This window comes from Spirosoma harenae (genome assembly GCF_054776975.1).
This window is the reverse complement of sequence record NZ_BAAHBD010000039.1, coordinates 248,556-266,338: the sequence shown is the minus strand read 5'-3', so window position 1 is coordinate 266,338 and position 17,783 is coordinate 248,556. Positions and strand designations below refer to the sequence as shown.

Here is a 17,783-nt window from a genome sequence, read left to right as displayed (position 1 = left end):
GACGGGGTTATACTATTATCAGGCGGTGGTTCACTATGCCCTGCTGGAGAAGAATGCTCCTGCCCAGACCCTGAAGGGCTGGGTCCAAATACTAAGAGAAGGAAATTTATAATTCATAGCCAGAGTCAATAAAAAATGCGGAAAGAAACTCAGTTTCTTTCCGCATTTTTTATTGACTCTAAGTAATCTCAATTATCTCATATTGTGGTAGACCATTTGTACATCATCGTCTTCTTCGATGCGTTCAATCAGCTTCTCAACATCAGCAGCTTCTTCGTCGTTCAGCTCTTTATAGTCGTTTGGAATACGCTCAAATTCAGCCTGCTTAATTTCATAGCCTTTTTCTTCCAGGAATTTCTGAATGCTGCCGAAAGCAGTGAACTCGCCGTAAATGACAAACTGATTGGCTTCGTCATCAAGTTCGATTTCATCTCCGCCGTAATCAATAAGTTCTAATTCCAGTTCTTCCTGATCGATACCTTCCGCTGGAATACGGAAAACAGATTTGCGATCGAACATAAAATCGAGCATTCCCTGCGTACCAAGGCTGCCACCCAATTTGTTCAGATAGCTGCGAACGTTCGCTACGGTACGGTTGTGATTGTCGGTCGCCGTTTCAATGACCAGCGCAATGCCATGTGGTGCATAGGCTTCGTAGACGATTTCTTTATAATCCTCCTGATCTTTCGATGAAGCTTTTTTGATGGCACGCTCGACATTTTCTTTAGGCATGTTCGCAGCTTTGGCGTTCTGAATGATAGCCCGAAGCCGACCATTGGAATCAGGGTCAGGGCCACCACTTTTTACCGCCATAACGATGTCTTTGCCGATGCGGGTAAAGGTCTTGGCCATCTGACCCCACCGTTTCATTTTGCGCGCTTTCCGGTATTCAAACGCTCTTCCCATTGTGTGTTACTAGTTTGTAGTTCGATGTTTACAGAAACGCCGAACTAGTTTTATTGCTCAATTACTTCTGAATTTAATACTGGAATATCAACCTGACCACGCAGCAAATCCTCGAAGGTTTCGCGCTGGCGGATTAAATAAGGGCTGCCTTCATAAACAAGTACTTCGGCTGGTCGTACGCGGGCGTTGTAGTTTGACGACATGCTAAATCCATACGCTCCCGCATTCTCGAACGACAGTACATCCCCCGGCCGTACGTCCGGCAGGACACGATCTGTAGCGAAGGTATCCGTTTCGCAAATGTAGCCTACGACATTGTATGTTTTTGGCGATCCGGCTGGGTTCGAGATGTTTTTGATGTCGTGATACGCATCGTACATCATCGGGCGAATCAAATGATTCAACCCTGAATCAACAGCGACGAACGTACGTGTTGGATTTTCTTTAACAAGGTTAGTACGAACCAATAGATGCCCACTTTCACTGACCAGAAATTTGCCGGGCTCAAACCAAAGCTCCAGATCCCGACCGTAATGCTGGCAAAACTTTTGGAAAGCTGTTGATACCTGGTTGCCTAATTCGGCAATGTCCGTAATGTGATCGCCTTCTTTGTAGGCCACTTTAAAGCCACTGCCAAAATCAATAAACGTTAGATTCGGGTAATCACTGGCCAGATCGAACAGAACATCGGCTCCTTTCAAAAAGGCGTTGGCATTTTTGAAATCTGATCCGGTATGGATATGTAATCCGGTTACCGAAATCTGGTAGGTTTCAACCAGTTTACGTATCTCGTCCCGTTGCAGAATCGAAATGCCAAACTTAGAATCAGCGTGGCCGGTTGAAATTTTGATATTGCCGCCTTCGCTGATGTGCGGGTTGATACGAATGCTAACCGGAACCTGGCTGCCATAATTCTGACCAACCCATTCCAGCAAGGACAGACTATCGACATTCAGTTGTAAACCAAGTTCAATCGCTTCCCGAATTTCCTCGAACGAAACACCGCTGGGCGTAAACATAATCTGACCCGCTTCGAAACCAGCCAGCATACCCATCCGCGCTTCGTTGACCGACACCGAATCCATTTCTACACCCTGCTGGCGCATTAATTTTAGAATCGATATATTGGTCAATGCCTTGGCAGCGTATTTTATTTTCAGGTTAACTCCGGCAAACGAAGACCGAAGCAAGCCAATTTTTTCGGTAATTTTGTCTGCATCGTATACATAGAGCGGAAGTCCGAACTGGTTCGCTATAGTGAGTACATCGACGCCCTGAATCTGATAAATCTGGTTATTGAGTTGCATAACTTCATGAAACGAATCGCAAAATTACGCCATCTTTCCACCATGTACAAAATTCGGTGCTATCTACTGATACTAATCCTTCTGAAAGCCTATTTTGCTTTTAGTCAGCAGCCTTCAGCGATTATAGAAGTTCGTTCCGGCCAACAAGCGACTTTTACAGACCACCCGCTCACCGGTCGGGTGGAACTCAGCAAAAACCACATATACAACGTGTGAATCGGGGGCCAGACGGTGAGCCTGCCCTGCCCGACCCAGTTTCAGATCCAACCCCTTCGGCTGTAGCCGACAAACCCGATAATTTTTCATTCCGACGGAAAAAATTGAACCTGCGTAATCGAGCCTGATTGGCAAGATTACGCAGGTTCGTTCGCTGTATTTCCCAACTCAAATATTTATGATTCTTCAAAAATTTCCTGACCACGCTACCCTTTCGCAACGCGCAGCTGAGCATATGGCTGCAATTATTAGTCAAAAGCCAGACGCGGTTCTTTGCATTGCTTCGGGCGATACACCCATCGAAACCTATCATCGGTTTGTCGATTTGGTAAAAGCAGGACGTGTGGATAGTAGCCAATGTACGTTTGTTGGGTTAGATGAATGGGTTGGTTTTGGTCCAGAAGATTTTGGGAGCTGTTCGTACTACCTCTTTCGCGACTTGTTTGTCCCGCTGAATCTTCGCCCAGAACAGATGTATGTATTCAATGCAAAAGCCGACGATCTCGATGCTGAATGTACCCGAATTGATACCTTAATTGATTCAAAAGGGGGGCTGGATTTATTACTTGTCGGTATGGGGATGAACGGACATATTGGCCTGAATGAACCTGGAACGCCTTTTACGTTAGGCTGTCATGTGGGCGACTTAGCTGAAAGTACCATAACGGTTGGTCAGAAATATTTTAAAACAGAGACCGCACTAAGTCAGGGTATTACCCTGGGGCTTCGTCATTTGGCAGGTGCTCATGATGTTATTCTGATGATTAGCGGAGCGAAAAAAGCGTCTATTCTGCGTGATGTTCTGACAGGGCCCGTAACCGAGCAAGTACCTGCCAGTTTAGTCCAAACGCAGCAAAACGTGCGCGTATGGGTTGATGAGGCCGCTGGAAGTTTGGTTTGAGATTATTGTTTAAAGTTTGTAGTTTGAGGTTTAAAGCTATGTAACCGTTTAAGACAAGTATAAAATGGGTAGTTTGCCATGCTTTCTTCGTGAGCATGACAAAAGTCTTTTTATAATAGCTTTAGTTCTCAAACTACAACCTTCGAACGATTGACTACTTCACCAACTACTACTTCCCAACGCACAGAAATTTTAGCTGGTATTTCGACTTTTTTAGCCACGATGTACATCATTGTGGTCAACCCGGCTATTCTGAGCCAATCCGGGCTACCCTTTAGTGGGGTTCTGACGGCAACTGTACTCCTGTCGTTTTTTTGCAGTCTGATGATGGGTTTGTATGCTCGGAACCCGATTGTGGTGGCACCAGGCATGGGTATGAATGCATTTTTTACGTTTACCGCCGTAAAAGGATTGGGAATCCGTCCCGAAGTGGCATTGGGAGCCGTTTTTTGGGCGGGCGTATTGTTTTTGCTAATGTCCGTATTAAACGTTCGCTCAGCCATTGTACGAGCCATTCCACATCCGATACGATATGCCGTTTCAGCAGGGATTGGCTTATTCATCACGCTGATTGGTTTCGAGAATGCCAGGTTTATTGTGGCAAATCCAGCTACACTGGTAAGTATTGCCCCCCTAAATGATCCCATTATACTGACATTTATTTTCGGATTATTATTGACAAGTGTCTTAGTCGTTCGTGATGTGCCGGGGGCGATTATTATCGGTATTGTTCTGACAACATTGGTTGCCTGGCCTATCGGTCGATTCTGGGGTGATGCGTCGGCCGTTAATTTCGGACAGAAAACGCTGGTCAATTTTCAGGGAATTCTGGCAACGCCCGATTTCTCTTTGTTGGGAAAACTGGATTTAGCCGGGTCGCTGTCGTGGTCGTTGTGGCCAGTTATTTTTGCGTTTGCCTTCACCGATTTATTCGATAGTCTGTCTACGTTTGTGGGCGTTGCTGAAGCGGGTGGTTTGCAGGATGCCGACGGCAATCCGCGTCAGTTGAATCGATCCTTATTAACGGATGCCGTTGCTACGACGCTGGCTGGCCTATTTGGTACCAGTCCCGGAACGGCTTATATTGAATCGGCAGTGGGTATTGCTCAAGGTGGACGGACAGGATTAACGGCTATTGTGGCGGGTTGCTGTTTTCTGCCCTTTCTGTTTCTATCGCCCTTATTGTCGGTAATTCCAGCCATTGCTACGGCTCCCGCCCTTGTCCTTGTGGGAGCTTTCATGATGAAACCCATCACCCGTATTAATTGGGGAAGTTTGGGTGATGCGCTACCTGCTTTTCTGGCGTTGGTCCTTATTCCGTTTAGCTATTCCATAACGCAGGGATTGATTTGGGGATTCTTATCGTGGACAGTTATCAAAGTGGCGACTGGAAAAACGAATGAAGTACCCTTGAGTCTATGGATTGTTGATGCATTTTGCGTGCTGGCTTTAACAAACAGCCATTGATTTTTTTATTCCATGAAGAAGCTATTCGCTTTTACCGTGTTTTTTTTCGCTCTTTCTCCGGCGCCCGTTGTTGCTCAACGCTATAAATCCAGGCCAATTACCGGTTTATTGGGGGCTTTCGGGGCTGAGGTAGCCTTAGTCAAAGAATCGCTCCGGAAGCCGAAGACAGTTATTGTCGATGGCGTGGTATTTACCTGTGGCCGAATTGGGAATCAACGGGTTGTTGTGGCTGAAACGGGGATTGGTAAAGTAAATGCCGCCATGACTACGTCGCTGATGCTCGATCATTTTCGACCGCAACGGGTCCTTTTTACAGGCATTGCCGGGGGGACTAATCCAGAACTACAGCCCGGCGATATTGTCATTTCCGGCAAAACTGCTCACCACGATTACAGTTCGACTACAGCTAAAAATACGCTTACTCGCCAGACTCGTAATGCGATTACCAAAGAGTTCAATCCCTTGTATTTTCCTGCCGATTCAGCGTTGATGCGACTGGCTGAGACTGTGGTTAAAACGGTGCCATTAGAAGGCATTCCGCTGGCATCAGGAGGAGTTTCAGATCGTCCTGTGAAGGTCATGACCGGAACCGTTGTGACGGGTGACGTATTTGTTGCCTCAATCGATAAAGTGAAAAGTTTACGAGCTGATTTTGGGGCAGATGCTACCGAAATGGAAGGGGCTGCTGTAGCTCAGGTTTGCTATCAGATTCAGGTGCCGCATCTCATTATCCGCAGCCTGAGCGACCGCGCTGATGCTGAGGCACATATTGCCTACGACAAATTTTACCCGACAGCCGCCCGGAATTCAGCAAAATTGGTGATTGCGCTGGTAAAGGCCTTGTAAACCGTTCCGTCAAAAGATGTCTGTATACTACTCAACAAACTCTTTTTCGGTCATTTTTGGGAGTATATTGTGCAAAATGGAATTTTCCGCTAGCCATTCCTCAACCATGAAAAAGCTCATCGTTTTCTTCCTGGTCATACTACCATCGATTCTATTCGGTCAGGCCTTAAAACCGGGCTTCAATAAGGCAGAATACATCGAGCTATTGAAAGTTTCGGCTCGCTTTGGCGATTCGACTTATGTTAGTGCATTTCCTTCTCCCCAACGCTTCAAGCCGATTTATCGATCTGCCATTATTGGGTTGGAAAATCGCTGGGATTTATGGATGGATAATCACGGGGTTGCGGTGATTAGCATTCGGGGAACAACGGCTAACAGCGTAAGTTGGCTGGCTAATTTTTATGCCGCTATGGTTCCAGCCAAAGGAGAACTCCAACTTAGCGATACCGAGAAATTTACGTATGAACTGGCATCTAGCCCGTTGGCGGCTGTGCATGTCGGCTGGTTGGTGAGTACGGCTTTTTTAGCCAAAGATATGCTGCCTAAAATTGACTCAAGTTACCGGTCTGGCACTAAAAACATGATTATTCTGGGGCATAGCCAGGGTGGGGCCATTGCTTTTTTGCTCACAGCTCATCTTCGTAATTTACAGAAACAAGGTCGATTGCCTACTGATATTCAGTTTAAAACGTATTGCAGCGCTGGTCCGAAACCTGGGAATCTGCATTTTGCGTATGAGTATGAAGCGGCTACGCAGGCGGGTTGGGCGTATAACGTTGTCAACTCTGCTGATTGGGTGCCTGAAGTGCCGTTCTCCGTACAAACTGTGAACGATTTCAACCCGACGAATCCGTTTGTTGGGGCGCCAGCTATGATCAAAAAGCAGAAATTGTTGAAGCGTATAGTCCTGAAATACGTATATAACAGCATGAGTAAACCATCGTTGAAAGCACAGAAAAACTACCAGAAATATCTAGGCAAACTGGCTTCCAATACGGTAAAGAAAAATCTGAACGGCTACGTAGCACCCGAGTATTATAAAAGCAATCACTACGTCAGAACCGGGAATACAATTGTGCTGCTAGCTGATAGCGCTTATTTCGCAAAATATCCGGATAGTAAAGAGCAGATTTTTGTACACCACTTCCACCCGCCTTACTTATTCTTGGCGGAGAAGTTGCCCTGAAAGCCAGGTTATTACATATACAACTGCGCCATTTTATACCAATCGTCTGCCTGATGTGCCCGGCCATCCCACAGGTATAACTCATGCGAAATGTTTTTAGACCATAGCGTATCGCTCAGGGCTAGATTACTCTGAATAAATGGGTCATCCGTTCCAACGGTCATTACGATTTCCATTCGGCGTAAATGGTCAAGCTGTGTATTGTCGGAGAGATTTGGGAGGAAATGATTGGGGCTATTGAAGTAGATTTCATCATCGTAATAATTATCGAATAGTCCCCGGAATTCAGCTACAGGTTCGGATAAATTATAACGCCCGCTGAAAGCCACCACTTTCCCAAACCACTGCGGATGGCGAAAGGCAATATTTAGTGCATGATAAGCTCCCAAACTGCAGCCGTGTGAAATCATAAACGGCTGAGGATTTTTCAGACGCGAAAACGTCAGGACTTCATTTAGAATGTACTGTTCATAGTGCCCGTGTCGTCGGATACGGTCGAAAGGTGATGCGTGACGGTTATAAATGCTCTCCCGATCGACACTATCCACACAAAATAATTGTAGCCAACCGTTGTCAATCCGATCGGCCAGCGCATTGACCAGACCAAGATTTTCATACTCATAGAATCGTCCCCGCCGGGTTGGAAATACCAACACCCGTGCTCCTGCATGACCAAAAACGAGTAATTCCATATCCCGGTTCAGGTTCGGACTGAACCACTTATGATACTCACGGTGCATTTTCTATGTATGTATTAAGTATTCATGAAAATACAACTACTACAAGGGAAAATGGTGGAGGTTTAAGTAAAAAAATCGTTAAAAAAACTGCCGTTGCTGTTGGAGTGTCTGTTTCCAGGCCTGATATCCGGCTGGACTCAAATGTAGCCCATCATTTTCGAAGAATTCCCGACGTGGCTGGCCGTTTGTTCCTAGCAAAGGCGTAGTTGTATCAATGTATTGGCAACGCTCAATTTTCTCGATCTGCTTGCCAATGATATGGTTGGTATAGCGAATCTGGTCGACGATATGCAAGCGAGCGGGACTAATTTTAATAGACAAAAATGAGAAGGGTAAAGCAGGGAGAAGACAGTGCATTTTTTCGGCAAAAGCGCAAAAGAAAAGATAAACTTCTTCAGGATTTCGCCCATCGCCCAAATCGTTGTCTCCCGCATAAAAAACAATGGATTTAGGCTGTGCGGGAATCAATAACCGGTCAAAAAACCAGGTACAGGCAGCAAGCGTAGACCCACCAAAACCCAGATTAACAGTGTTGATTTGCGGAAAATCCTGCGCTAATGTTGCCCAGAGTCGGATGGAGGAACTGCCATAAAAAACGACCCTGTCCGATGCAGGAGACAACGTTTTGAGTTTCGTTTCTAATTGCTGAACTTCGGCTTCATACCAAAACATAGGCAGCTATTTAACCTGTCGGCTCACAACATTCTCAAAATTAGTTACTGGATTCATGGCCTTGCTGGCCATCCATTTCCGAATCATATTGGTCAAGGGTCTGAATTCAATCAGAAAGCCATCATGACCATATAACGAATCAATTTCCTCGTAGGTAGCCTCGGGAATATGACGAGCCAGAAATTGCTGTTCAGTAGGCGGAAAGAGATAATCCGACCGGATACCAACAACTAGCGTATGCGCTTTAATCTGGGCCAATGCGTTTAGAATACTCCCCCGATTTCGGCCGACATTGTGGGAATCCATTACTTTAGAGAGTGTCCAATAGGTAAAGGCGTTGAACCGATCAGCTAGTTTGTCGCCCTGATAGCGTTGATAACCAGCGGCCTTGTAGTCATCCAATTGTTCATTGTTGTCGAGTGCCTGCGTGAACCCATACGTATCGTAGTTGCGATACGAAATCATAGCCATAGCACGGGCCGCTTTCATTCCGGCTACTCCCGCAGTGTCGTATTTTTCACGCCAGGTTGGATCGGCTTCGATAGCCATGCGCTGCGCTTCGTTGAAGGCAATGCACCAGGGCGATGCCACTGCACTAGCAGCAATAATAATCAGATTCTGGATGAGATTAGGATGTAATATCGCCCATTCCATTGCCTGTTCGCCACCGACTGACCCTCCGATGCACGTATGGATTTTTTCGATACCGAGTTCCTGCCGGAGTAAATCCAGCGTATTTACAATGTCCCGAATCGTAACCATCGGGAAATCATGGTAATAGGGTTTTCCTGTTGTGGGATTGACGGATAGGGGGCCAGTAGATCCATAGCACGAGCCTAATACATTGGCACAGACCACAAAATACCCCTCTCCAGACGGTGGTTCTGGATCGAAGTATTTGCCTGATCCAACCATACCGCCCCACCAGTCGCCCGCATCAGCATTGCCGGTTAGGGCATGGCATACCCACACTACATTCGAGCCATCTTCATTCAAGGTGCCACGTGTAGTATAGGCTAGTCGGAAGCCCGGCAAGCGTTCGCCCGATTCGAGCGTAAACGAATATTTATAATCGAAATAATGCAGATCCAATGGAAAAAGAATTTACGATTTACGGATTACGATTTACGGTGTTTCGTATATAGTAAGTTGGCGCAAAAGTTGCTGCATTAGCTCACTATATACCGAAAACGATAAACCGAAGCGGTATACACGACAAACTCTCCCAGTTTTCGTGGTCGTTGGTGAGGTTGCTTAGTAGGCCCCACGGGGCATACATTGACCAGTGTAGTGCATTTGAGTGAACGATTTATAGGCCCTAAAATGGTTTTAGGCAGGAGTTAGCACCTTGCCGTGAGGTAGGTTGCCAGCGGTTCGCAGAGCCTGATCTCTCCCCGCTTCTTTATAAATCAACGCGCGCCGATGTGATGAATTAGACGCTTCGCCATTGACTTGATAACGCAAGTATAACAGCCAAATGGCGTGAATCCAAACGAGAAAGGGTTTTTCTACCGTTCGCTTATTTTTTTGCCGAGTCGAATGAATCGGTATGTATAAAGTCGATTCCTTGTTTACTTTTGTAATAAGACATCCGCCCAGTATGAACCAAACCTACCGTTACAATCGCGAAAATGCTACTCGTGTAGCCGGGACTACAACCGTTAAGGATGCTATTGGGCAATTACTGAAGGCGTATCAACTCCAGACACGGTTTAATGAAACTTATCTGGAGGCCTTCTGGGGTAAGATGATGGGCCCTGCCATCGCGTCGCGCACGAACCGGCTGTATGTTCGTGATCGAAAACTCTACATCGAAATTGGATCAGCTCCTTTACGAAACGAACTGGTCAATGCTAAGCAGAAGCTTATCCAACTCGTCAATAAAGACATGGGAAGTGATGTCATTGAAGACGTTATCTTCATTTAATACCCCAACCCCAATCCCCTTCTGCGAATTCAGGGCTTAAACAGACTGGAAATAGCCTCAGCTAGGTTTGCTTAGTATTTAGAATTGAATAAACAGGTTCTGTCGTTCCTGTTGCATCGTTAGAGGTTCCTCAATAAACCGGGCATTTAATCCCAGTTTCTGGCAAATTTTCAGCCAATCCTGTTTCGGTAAAATCAGAAACCCATTTTCCTGTCGCACAGCGTAATAAGAAGAAAACCGTAGTCGGAAAAGGAGCTTAATCGTATCCAGTAATTGTCCCTGTTTGAGGGAACGACTAATCATACTCCCAATATCTCTGAGGACACTGCCGCCAACCATCAGATCGCAGATCATAGCTTTGGCACCGGGAGCAGCGACTTGTTTGATAGCTGCCAGAAGTTGCTCCACTTCCGATGCGTTCCGATAATACTGTACCACGCTCATCACAATGATCACATCGAATCGCTTATTGGCTACCGGGCTGAAATTCAGATAGTCATCAGCCGATAAATCGTGGAAATAAATAGTCGGATGTTGCGCGTGTTTGACGCGGGCGATTTCGTTGTAGCGTTTGGAAATATCCAGCCCATGAATCTCTTTGACCCGATCGTACCAGGCATCCTCCAGATTACCAGGCCCAGATCCTATATCCAGCACTGTCTGCGTTGGTGATAACGGGATATACTTCTCGACCCGAGCCAGAAAATAGGCATAATTTACGGACATCGATTGATCAAATTCGTTTTCCTGCTGCCAGAAATCAAGCCATGTTACTGCCATTCGATTTACTTATTTAGAGAATCGTATATTATTTCTTTAAAGCCGGATAGACTTCTATGAAACACCTAAGAACAATTTAGGTTGTCAACTGGGGTGAGCCAATACTCGCAGGTTTACTTTCTGGCCGATGCATAAGATAAATGATTCGGAACCAGATAAGCACGCAAGGTAAGGCTTTCAGACCATACGGTGTGACGAATTTCGACCGAAGGAAATGCGGGAAAAAATCGCTGGGCGACAGTACAGTTAGGATAAAACAGCTAATCAAAAGTGCCTTATCGAACCAGTTTTGAGGAGAATAAAACCACCAGATGAGTACGCCTGTAACTGCTGTAATGTAGGTTGGCGATTCCGAAACCGGATTGAAAATGACCTGAAAAACTAAAATCGAAGCAACCATCAACATCCGAAAAGACCGCTCTCCAAATCGTTTTATATGTATATAAACGGTGCAGAACACGACCACACCTAAGCCAATAATTACAGACGTTTCTACATCGGGAGAAATAAATACGTGAATCAGTCGGTGAATTGACGTATTCGCCCATTTGTCATGATCTGATTTAATCAATAACTGATTGATCCACAGTTGGTATTGCCATATCAATTTGGCGGGTGATGTGAAAAATACGGGAAGTAATCCCTGCACAATTCCCCAGAGAGCTATACCGGCTAAAAACCGAATCTTTTGCGGATAAAGCAGAAATAAAGCACCCGCTACCAGGCTGTATATCTTGATGTTAAAACCCAAAACGATAAAAAAAGCAGCCCAGATCGGTTGTCGTTTCTCGAAGCACAAAAAGGCAAAAATCGGAATCGCGGCAATCAACGGATTGGTCTGGCTGTTCACGAGTGAAGTGAATAATTCCTGCAAGGCAAACCAATACATAAATACTTTCTGCTGATGCGTAAATGGTAACTTATGGATCGCCAGCATCCAGACAGCCGCAAACAACAAATGCCAGAGAAATAATCCTACCGGAAATGGCAGGGCAAAAACGGGTGAAAATAAAGCCGCAAACGTGGGCGCGTAGTGAAAATGATCTTCATACTGAGCAGGATAAACCGAATAGAGGCTTACCCCCTCAATCAGATGATAAAGCGAATAATAGAAAATCCGGTAATTATTGGAATCGAGGAGAATAACCGTTCGGGTGCTGGCAAATAAGGTGACGAGTGCGTAAATGCCGAAAATAAACCGGTAATCGCTAAAAATTGGCTTTTTAAAAAAGGATATCATCAGCAGGTTAGAACGATTGTAGGCTCAGGAAGCGCCAGAAGCCAATTGCTGTGTGAACTCACCCATTGTGCTAAACTCACCCATCGGTTTTAGATAGCGCAACAAATTTTCCACTCGATCGAGGAGTTCGTCGCGCGAGTATCGGCGTACGTATGTCGGGATTTTTTCATATCCTGACAAATCCGTGAATTCCCAGGGATGCACGTATAGATTCAGAAAACCATCCGCTTCAAGTGTGTGCCGACAAAGTGCTTTGTAATAAGCGAACGGAAAGTTTTTAAGGCTGAGCCAGAACAAAGGCAGCCGAAGCGTAGGCGTAACCGAAGCCGGAATTTGCCACACACCTAATTCCTTAAAGGGATGTCGCGGTTCTCCCCAGTGATTATAACGGCCCGGAAGCCAGGTTGGATGCAGCGAAGAATTGTATTGATAACCAGCTTGATGAACGTCATTTGGGTCAACATAGCCCATACGCGCCCGACGGAAACCTAGTATTGGACGCTTTAGTAATTCTTCCAGCGCTAACCGGGATTTGAGTAAATCAGCGGGTTCGAACGTCGTATGGAAGTAGCCGTGAGATGCAATTTCGTGCTTCTGCGCTAATTGCTTAATTAGATTTTGCTCGTGAAGCGCGTAGTTGGCCGTTGTGAAGAGTGTTGTACGAGCTCCTATCTGATCAAAGCGTTCGGCTAATAAGGTTAAACCCCGCGTTGAAACGGCCACTTGTTCACTCAACGGAATGTCGTGGCCGAATTCAACAGCAGTATCAAATTCTTCTACGTCAACGGTGAATAAAATATTTCTTCCTCGATTGGGGATCGCCATGGGGTTGTAGTCTCCTCGATCTCGCTCGTATCGCCAATGATATAAGCCGGTCGGCCTTTCACTTCAACGAACGTTTTCCCCAAATATACGCCCATAATCCCGATCATAATAAACTGGACCCCACCAATTAGCACTAACAGCACCACCAGAGTCGTCCAGCCAGATACAGTTGCGTTCGTAAAGAAATACTCATAAAGCGTTTCCATGCCGAATAGCGTAGCAAACAGAAACATACCAAAACCGAGCATAACCGATAAATACAGCGGCCGGGTCGAGAATGATGTAATTCCCATGGCAGCCAGTTTCAGCATTTTACGGAACGAGTACTTGGAACGTCCTGCATAGCGGGCGGCTGGTTCGTAAAGTATGCGGCACTGACGGAACCCAACCCAGGAGATAGCCCCACGCAGGAATAAATCATTCTCTTTGAATTGCTTGATCGTATCGACCACCTTGCGATCCAGTAACCGGAAATCAGCTGCGCCATCTTCAATTTCCAGATTAGAAACGCTGCGAAGTACTCGGTAAAAATACTTTGATGTGGTCCGCTTAAACCAGGAAAGTTTTGGGTCGGCCTGCCGGACGGTATAAACTACTTCGAAGCCCTGACGCCATTTGTCGATCAAGGTTGGGATTAGCTCGGGTGGGTGCTGAAGGTCGGCATCAAGGCAAATAACCGCTTCTCCCCGAGCGTTATCGTAACCCGCCCGAAGAGCCATTTGATGACCAAAATTCCGTGAAAAAGAGATAAATCGTACTACTGGATATTCCTGGCTCAGTTGTCGTAGTACATATCGAGTTTGGTCTGAGCTACCATCATCTACAATCAGGATTTCGTAGGAATCGTATCGCTCCATAACGGCCATAAGGCGATGGATCAAGACGGGCAAATTTTCTTCTTCGTTAAAAGCTGGTACAACCAAGCTGATCATACCTGGATGAAATCTCATAGATGATTTATTTTATCAAAGTAGTTACGGAGATCGTTTTTTCAAACTGGGTATAAATATAGGTATATTTACCTAAAGATCAATACTTGTATAGGTAATCTAGCTTATATTTATTTTATATGAAATGTTAATCCTTTATTAATCAATAACTTCTGCTTTTTTACGCTGGAGGATCTGTTTAGCTCATAGGTTGAGCTAGCGAAAGTCGTGCTGCTTCGAGGTCTAGCTCCTGCTCGATTTTTCGGAGAATTTCTCCATCCAGCAACGTACTTTGGCGTTGCTCTGTCAAAACAGTTCGCTCAACGTTGATCAATTCCAGTTGAAGCTGGATGGCCTGTTGATAAAGTTCGGGTGGGCGTTGGGCGTTATCGGACCCTCGTAAAAAGCCGTTGATTTCGTTGATACGTAGTTCGTATGTGTTTTTTACGTAGTTCAATACATCGTCGTGCACCGACCCGCCCGCGTGATTAGCCTCTAGATGCGTTATAACCTGTAGCGCCATTTTGCGCCGTAGCTTACGTTCTTCTTTTTTCTCGTCAATATCTTCTCGTACGTTAAGTCCTTCCACTAGAAGTGGAAGCGTTAGCCCCTGCAACACCAGCGTAATCAGGATAACAATAAACGTAATAAACAGAATGAGATCGCGGGCTGGAAATGGCTGGCCATCACGTAAGGTATTAGGCAGCGCCAATGCACCTGCCAGTGATACAACTCCACGCATCCCCGCCCAACCAATAATAGCAATCTGTTGCCAGGTAGGCCTAACCTCCCGTTGACGAATACCTGCGCTTAGCCAGCGAGGCAGATAAGCACCGGGAAAAACCCACGCCAATCGGCAAATAATGGCTACGAGGCTGATCAATAAGCCATAATTAACAGCTTGTGGAAGTGTGTACCCATTCAGGTTGGAAACAATCATGGGTAGTTGTAAGCCAATCAGAATAAAAACCAGTCCGTTGAGCAGGAAGACCACAATTTCCCAAACCGAATTGGTTTGCAGACGACTATGATAGGAGAATAAGGTAGAGGTACGTGCCGATAAAAAAAGCCCGGTGGTCACAACTGCCAGCACACCCGACAGGTGAAAGTTTTCGGCCAAAAGATACGATCCGTATGGCGTCAAAAGTGTAAGAGCCGTACTGGTTACGTTATCTCGGCTGATTATACGATGTACATAAACCATGATCCAGCCAATCGCTAACCCAATGGCGACACTCGCTACCGCAATTCCGACAAACTGGAGACTTGCTTCCCAAAGCACAAACTGATTCGTGAGAATAGCAATCAGCCCATATCGGTAAATAATCAAACTGGTGGCATCATTGACCAGACTTTCTCCTTCCAATACGGTCGTAATTCGTTTTGGAACATTCAACCCGCGCATGACTGAGGAGGCTGCTACCGCATCGGGAGGAGCAATAATGGCACCCAATAAATAACCTTGCGCCAATGAAAAGCCAGGAATGACGGCATAAGCAACTAGCGCAACAACTGTTGAAGTAAATAACACCAGTCCAACGGCTAGTAACGATACTGAGCGACTATATAACTTTAGTTCGATGTTGTCAATTTGCCAGGCAGCCGCGTAGAGCAGTGGTGGTAAGAAAACCAGAAACACTTCGTCGGGCGATAAAATAACCGGCGGTAAACCAGGAATCCAACCGATGAGCAATCCTACAATAACTAGAAGAATCGGGTAGGAGAGACGGAGTCGGCGGGCAACTACCGCCAATAATGTTGTTACGCCAAGTAAACCGGTTACGATCTCAACTGGATGCATGCAATGGATTGATTAACGAATGCAATGAAGTGCGCGACAAATTTGCTATAACTTTGTTAGCGAACTAGAGCCTTTGCTACGTAACAAATGTAGTGGTTATGAATTCATCGAACCGACAACTTTTTACACATACACCGACCGATAGCCAATTGGTTGAACAGGAAGAACGTCGGACTGACCTTGGTTTTGGAACGAAACTAACCGATTCGAAATCGAGACTGGTCAATCAGGATGGGACCTTTAACATTGCCCGAATCAACAGCGGTCTTTGGGATCGACTCAATATCTATAATCGCCTGATTACGATGACTTGGCCCGCGTTTTTTGGCTGGCTTTTGCTCGCGTATCTGGTCGTCAACACGCTTTTCGCGGGTATTTATATGCTGGCCGGTTCGGATACGCTGATCGGTATTGCCGATAAAAACGTAAATGGTCCTTTCTGGAAATGCTTCTTTTTTAGCTCGCAAACGCTCACAACTGTTGGCTACGGACATATTTCTCCGAATACGTTTTTGACCAGTTCCATTGCTGCGTTTGAGTCGATGCTTGGTTTGCTGGCGTTCGCTCTGGCAACGGGACTGCTTTATGGACGATTTTCTCGTCCACTGGCACACATTCGCTTTTCAAAAAACTCCGTTTTCGCGCCGTATCTGGATGTTAATGCCTGGATGTTTCGGATCGTGAACACGCGCGCCAATCAGTTAATCAATTTAGAGGTAACCGTCACTTTATCGCGGCTGGAGCCAAAGGTAGATGGGACGCTTTCCCGAAAATACTATCCGCTGAATCTGGAACGGAACAAAGTCTCCTTCTTTCCGGCGAACTGGACGCTAGTTCATCCGATTACTGAAAAAAGCCCGCTATACGGGTCTACTCCTGAAGAACTAGCTCAATCGGATACCGAACTATTGATTTCCTTACAGGCACTGGACGATACGTTTGTGCAGAGTGTACATACGAGATTCTCGTATCGATACGACGAAATTCGCTGGGGACATAAGTTCCGACCTATGTTCGATTCCGAGCATCAGACAACACTCGACCTCGATACACTTGACGAAACAGAAGAAGCTGAATTGAATTAGCTCGAACTTCAAACTAATACATTGTGATTCTCCCCCCTTTTTTACGCCCTGGCGATACGGTTGGTGTAGTGGCGCCCGCCAGTTGGTTTCCTTATGACGAACTAGCCGATGGTTTGCGCATTCTGCGCGACGATTGGCAATTGAACGTGATTGAAGGCGATAGTTTACACGCCATCGACGGTCCATTTGCCGGCTCCGATGATCTCCGTCGGGCTGATTTACAACGGCTATTCGATGACCCAACCGTTCGGGCGGTGTTTGCCGCTCGGGGAGGGTACGGTTGCTACCGAATTGCTGACGACCTCGATTTTTCAGGTTTACAAGCCAATCCAAAGTGGCTGATTGGCTTCAGCGATGTGACAGTATTGTTAAGTCTTTTTTCTAAAAACAACATCGTTAGTCTACACGGACTAATGCCTCGCCAATTTGGTGATCCTGACCGAGCAGCCTCGCTGGAATCAGTTCGGCAATGGCTGTTTGGCAGGTTTCCCTCACATTATGCAGTAGAACCTCATTCGCTAAATCGACCTGGAAGCGCAGAGGGAATATTGGTTGGGGGTAATTTAACGATGCTCAGCAATTCACTCGGAACACCAACCGATGTAGATTTTGCCGGAAAAATCCTGTTCATTGAAGATATCGACGAAACCTTCTTCTCGCTTGATCGGATGATGACCCAGCTTCGACGTTCCGGGCGATTGGAAAAACTGGCAGGCTTACTCGTTGGGCAATTCACCGATATGCGCGCCAATGCGTCGCTTCCTTTTGGGAAAGACGCTTTTGAAATTATTGCCGATACGGTTGCCGATTATTCCTATCCTGTACTCTTCAATTTCCCGGCTGGGCACGTTCCGTTTAATCTGGCTTTACCGATCGGCGGGACTGTTGAATTAATCGTGCAGGAGCAAACGGCTCAAATCAATTTCGGCCAACTCGTTAATCAATCGTAGAACGC

Annotated in this window: 18 protein-coding genes and 1 riboswitch; of the genes, 7 read left to right on the top strand and 11 right to left on the bottom strand. The window is 46.0% G+C overall.

What is annotated here, in order from left to right; translation table 11 throughout:
• Positions 1 to 192: 192 nt before the first annotated feature.
• From ACYVE4_RS30935 to ACYVE4_RS30925, 3 genes are all read right to left on the bottom strand, one after another.
• On the bottom strand, positions 193 to 906 hold the full coding sequence (locus tag ACYVE4_RS30935; RefSeq protein ID WP_461044289.1) for a YebC/PmpR family DNA-binding transcriptional regulator: 714 nt from the start codon (positions 904 to 906) through the stop codon (positions 193 to 195).
• A gap of 50 nt (positions 907 to 956) precedes the next feature.
• Positions 957 to 2,213 carry a diaminopimelate decarboxylase gene (gene lysA / locus ACYVE4_RS30930; RefSeq protein ID WP_461044288.1) on the bottom strand — a complete coding sequence of 419 codons (1,257 nt, stop codon included), beginning with the start codon at positions 2,211 to 2,213 and terminating at the stop codon, positions 957 to 959.
• Between the two features lie 114 nt (positions 2,214 to 2,327).
• The gene (locus ACYVE4_RS30925) at positions 2,328 to 2,519 is read right to left on the bottom strand and encodes a hypothetical protein (RefSeq protein ID WP_461044287.1); all 192 of its coding nucleotides are present in this window, start codon (positions 2,517 to 2,519) and stop codon (positions 2,328 to 2,330) included.
• Positions 2,520 to 2,607: 88 nt separating this feature from the next.
• On the opposite strand from ACYVE4_RS30925, the gene ACYVE4_RS30920 reads away from it, so the two are divergent.
• The 4 genes from ACYVE4_RS30920 to ACYVE4_RS30905 all read left to right on the top strand — a co-directional run bounded on the left by ACYVE4_RS30920 (position 2,608) and on the right by ACYVE4_RS30905 (position 6,829).
• A complete protein-coding gene (locus ACYVE4_RS30920; RefSeq protein ID WP_461044286.1) occupies positions 2,608 to 3,330 on the top strand; it encodes a glucosamine-6-phosphate deaminase in 723 nt (240 codons plus the stop codon).
• Positions 3,331 to 3,480: 150 nt separating this feature from the next.
• On the top strand, positions 3,481 to 4,797 hold the full coding sequence (locus ACYVE4_RS30915; protein WP_461044285.1) for an NCS2 family permease: 1,317 nt from the start codon (positions 3,481 to 3,483) through the stop codon (positions 4,795 to 4,797).
• A gap of 12 nt (positions 4,798 to 4,809) precedes the next feature.
• Positions 4,810 to 5,643 (top strand): 5'-methylthioadenosine/adenosylhomocysteine nucleosidase, encoded by an 834-nt coding sequence (locus tag ACYVE4_RS30910; protein WP_461044284.1) that lies wholly within the window; start codon positions 4,810 to 4,812, stop codon positions 5,641 to 5,643.
• Positions 5,644 to 5,749: 106 nt separating this feature from the next.
• A complete protein-coding gene (locus ACYVE4_RS30905) occupies positions 5,750 to 6,829 on the top strand; it encodes a lipase family protein (RefSeq protein ID WP_461044283.1) in 1,080 nt (359 codons plus the stop codon).
• An 11-nt stretch (positions 6,830 to 6,840) separates the two neighbouring features.
• On the opposite strand, the gene ACYVE4_RS30900 is transcribed toward ACYVE4_RS30905, so the two are convergent.
• The 3 genes from ACYVE4_RS30900 to ACYVE4_RS30890 form a co-directional block, all read right to left on the bottom strand.
• Positions 6,841 to 7,569: an esterase family protein gene (locus ACYVE4_RS30900; RefSeq protein WP_461044282.1), complete on the bottom strand. Its 729-nt coding sequence runs from the start codon at positions 7,567 to 7,569 to the stop codon at positions 6,841 to 6,843.
• A gap of 78 nt (positions 7,570 to 7,647) precedes the next feature.
• Entirely contained in the window at positions 7,648 to 8,241 is a 594-nt protein-coding gene (locus ACYVE4_RS30895; RefSeq protein ID WP_461044281.1) for a GDSL-type esterase/lipase family protein, read from the bottom strand.
• Positions 8,242 to 8,247: 6 nt separating this feature from the next.
• Positions 8,248 to 9,333, bottom strand: coding sequence for a homoserine O-acetyltransferase family protein (locus ACYVE4_RS30890; protein ID WP_461044280.1), 1,086 nt, complete (start codon positions 9,331 to 9,333; stop codon positions 8,248 to 8,250).
• A 214-nt stretch (positions 9,334 to 9,547) separates the two neighbouring features.
• Positions 9,548 to 9,652: riboswitch (SAM riboswitch) on the bottom strand.
• 189 nt (positions 9,653 to 9,841) lie between these two features.
• On the opposite strand from ACYVE4_RS30890, the gene ACYVE4_RS30885 reads away from it, so the two are divergent.
• A complete protein-coding gene (locus ACYVE4_RS30885; protein WP_461044279.1) occupies positions 9,842 to 10,168 on the top strand; it encodes a DciA family protein in 327 nt (108 codons plus the stop codon).
• Between the two features lie 78 nt (positions 10,169 to 10,246).
• On the opposite strand, the gene ACYVE4_RS30880 is transcribed toward ACYVE4_RS30885, so the two are convergent.
• The 5 genes from ACYVE4_RS30880 to ACYVE4_RS30860 form a co-directional block, all read right to left on the bottom strand.
• Positions 10,247 to 10,948 (bottom strand): class I SAM-dependent methyltransferase, encoded by a 702-nt coding sequence (locus ACYVE4_RS30880; protein WP_461044278.1) that lies wholly within the window; start codon positions 10,946 to 10,948, stop codon positions 10,247 to 10,249.
• 76 nt (positions 10,949 to 11,024) lie between these two features.
• Complete coding sequence (locus ACYVE4_RS30875; RefSeq protein ID WP_461044277.1) at positions 11,025 to 12,188, bottom strand: glycosyltransferase family 87 protein; 1,164 nt, start codon at positions 12,186 to 12,188, stop codon at positions 11,025 to 11,027.
• A 24-nt stretch (positions 12,189 to 12,212) separates the two neighbouring features.
• On the bottom strand, positions 12,213 to 13,013 hold the full coding sequence (locus ACYVE4_RS30870; RefSeq protein ID WP_461044276.1) for a polysaccharide deacetylase family protein: 801 nt from the start codon (positions 13,011 to 13,013) through the stop codon (positions 12,213 to 12,215).
• Complete coding sequence (locus tag ACYVE4_RS30865) at positions 12,965 to 13,963, bottom strand: glycosyltransferase family 2 protein (protein ID WP_461044275.1); 999 nt, start codon at positions 13,961 to 13,963, stop codon at positions 12,965 to 12,967. Before ACYVE4_RS30865 ends, ACYVE4_RS30870 begins: the two co-directional genes overlap by 49 nt.
• Positions 13,964 to 14,141: 178 nt before the next feature.
• Positions 14,142 to 15,743 (bottom strand): Na+/H+ antiporter, encoded by a 1,602-nt coding sequence (locus ACYVE4_RS30860; RefSeq protein ID WP_461044274.1) that lies wholly within the window; start codon positions 15,741 to 15,743, stop codon positions 14,142 to 14,144.
• Positions 15,744 to 15,841: 98 nt separating this feature from the next.
• Between ACYVE4_RS30860 and ACYVE4_RS30855 the strand changes: the two genes are divergently transcribed.
• Positions 15,842 to 16,828, top strand: coding sequence for an ion channel (locus ACYVE4_RS30855; protein WP_461044273.1), 987 nt, complete (start codon positions 15,842 to 15,844; stop codon positions 16,826 to 16,828).
• A gap of 23 nt (positions 16,829 to 16,851) precedes the next feature.
• Positions 16,852 to 17,778, top strand: coding sequence for a S66 peptidase family protein (locus ACYVE4_RS30850; protein ID WP_461044272.1), 927 nt, complete (start codon positions 16,852 to 16,854; stop codon positions 17,776 to 17,778).
• Positions 17,779 to 17,783: the final 5 nt, after the last annotated feature.

Excerpts from the sequence above, each read along its gene's own strand:
- lysA (WP_461044288.1), bottom strand. The coding sequence starts at position 2,213 with ATGCAACTCAATAACCAGATTTATCAGATTCAGGGCGTCGATGTACTC.
- ACYVE4_RS30880 (WP_461044278.1), bottom strand. The coding sequence starts at position 10,948 with ATGGCAGTAACATGGCTTGATTTCTGGCAGCAGGAAAACGAATTTGAT.
- ACYVE4_RS30860 (WP_461044274.1), bottom strand. The coding sequence starts at position 15,743 with ATGCATCCAGTTGAGATCGTAACCGGTTTACTTGGCGTAACAACATTA.
- ACYVE4_RS30870 (WP_461044276.1), bottom strand. The coding sequence starts at position 13,013 with ATGGCGATCCCCAATCGAGGAAGAAATATTTTATTCACCGTTGACGTA.
- ACYVE4_RS30905 (WP_461044283.1), top strand. The coding sequence starts at position 5,750 with ATGAAAAAGCTCATCGTTTTCTTCCTGGTCATACTACCATCGATTCTA.
- ACYVE4_RS30885 (WP_461044279.1), top strand. The coding sequence starts at position 9,842 with ATGAACCAAACCTACCGTTACAATCGCGAAAATGCTACTCGTGTAGCC.
- ACYVE4_RS30895 (WP_461044281.1), bottom strand. The coding sequence starts at position 8,241 with ATGTTTTGGTATGAAGCCGAAGTTCAGCAATTAGAAACGAAACTCAAA.
- ACYVE4_RS30900 (WP_461044282.1), bottom strand. The coding sequence starts at position 7,569 with ATGCACCGTGAGTATCATAAGTGGTTCAGTCCGAACCTGAACCGGGAT.
- ACYVE4_RS30865 (WP_461044275.1), bottom strand. The coding sequence starts at position 13,963 with ATGAGATTTCATCCAGGTATGATCAGCTTGGTTGTACCAGCTTTTAAC.
- ACYVE4_RS30855 (WP_461044273.1), top strand. The coding sequence starts at position 15,842 with ATGAATTCATCGAACCGACAACTTTTTACACATACACCGACCGATAGC.
- ACYVE4_RS30910 (WP_461044284.1), top strand. The coding sequence starts at position 4,810 with ATGAAGAAGCTATTCGCTTTTACCGTGTTTTTTTTCGCTCTTTCTCCG.
- ACYVE4_RS30875 (WP_461044277.1), bottom strand. The coding sequence starts at position 12,188 with ATGATATCCTTTTTTAAAAAGCCAATTTTTAGCGATTACCGGTTTATT.
- ACYVE4_RS30935 (WP_461044289.1), bottom strand. The coding sequence starts at position 906 with ATGGGAAGAGCGTTTGAATACCGGAAAGCGCGCAAAATGAAACGGTGG.
- ACYVE4_RS30920 (WP_461044286.1), top strand. The coding sequence starts at position 2,608 with ATGATTCTTCAAAAATTTCCTGACCACGCTACCCTTTCGCAACGCGCA.
- ACYVE4_RS30925 (WP_461044287.1), bottom strand. The coding sequence starts at position 2,519 with ATGAAAAATTATCGGGTTTGTCGGCTACAGCCGAAGGGGTTGGATCTG.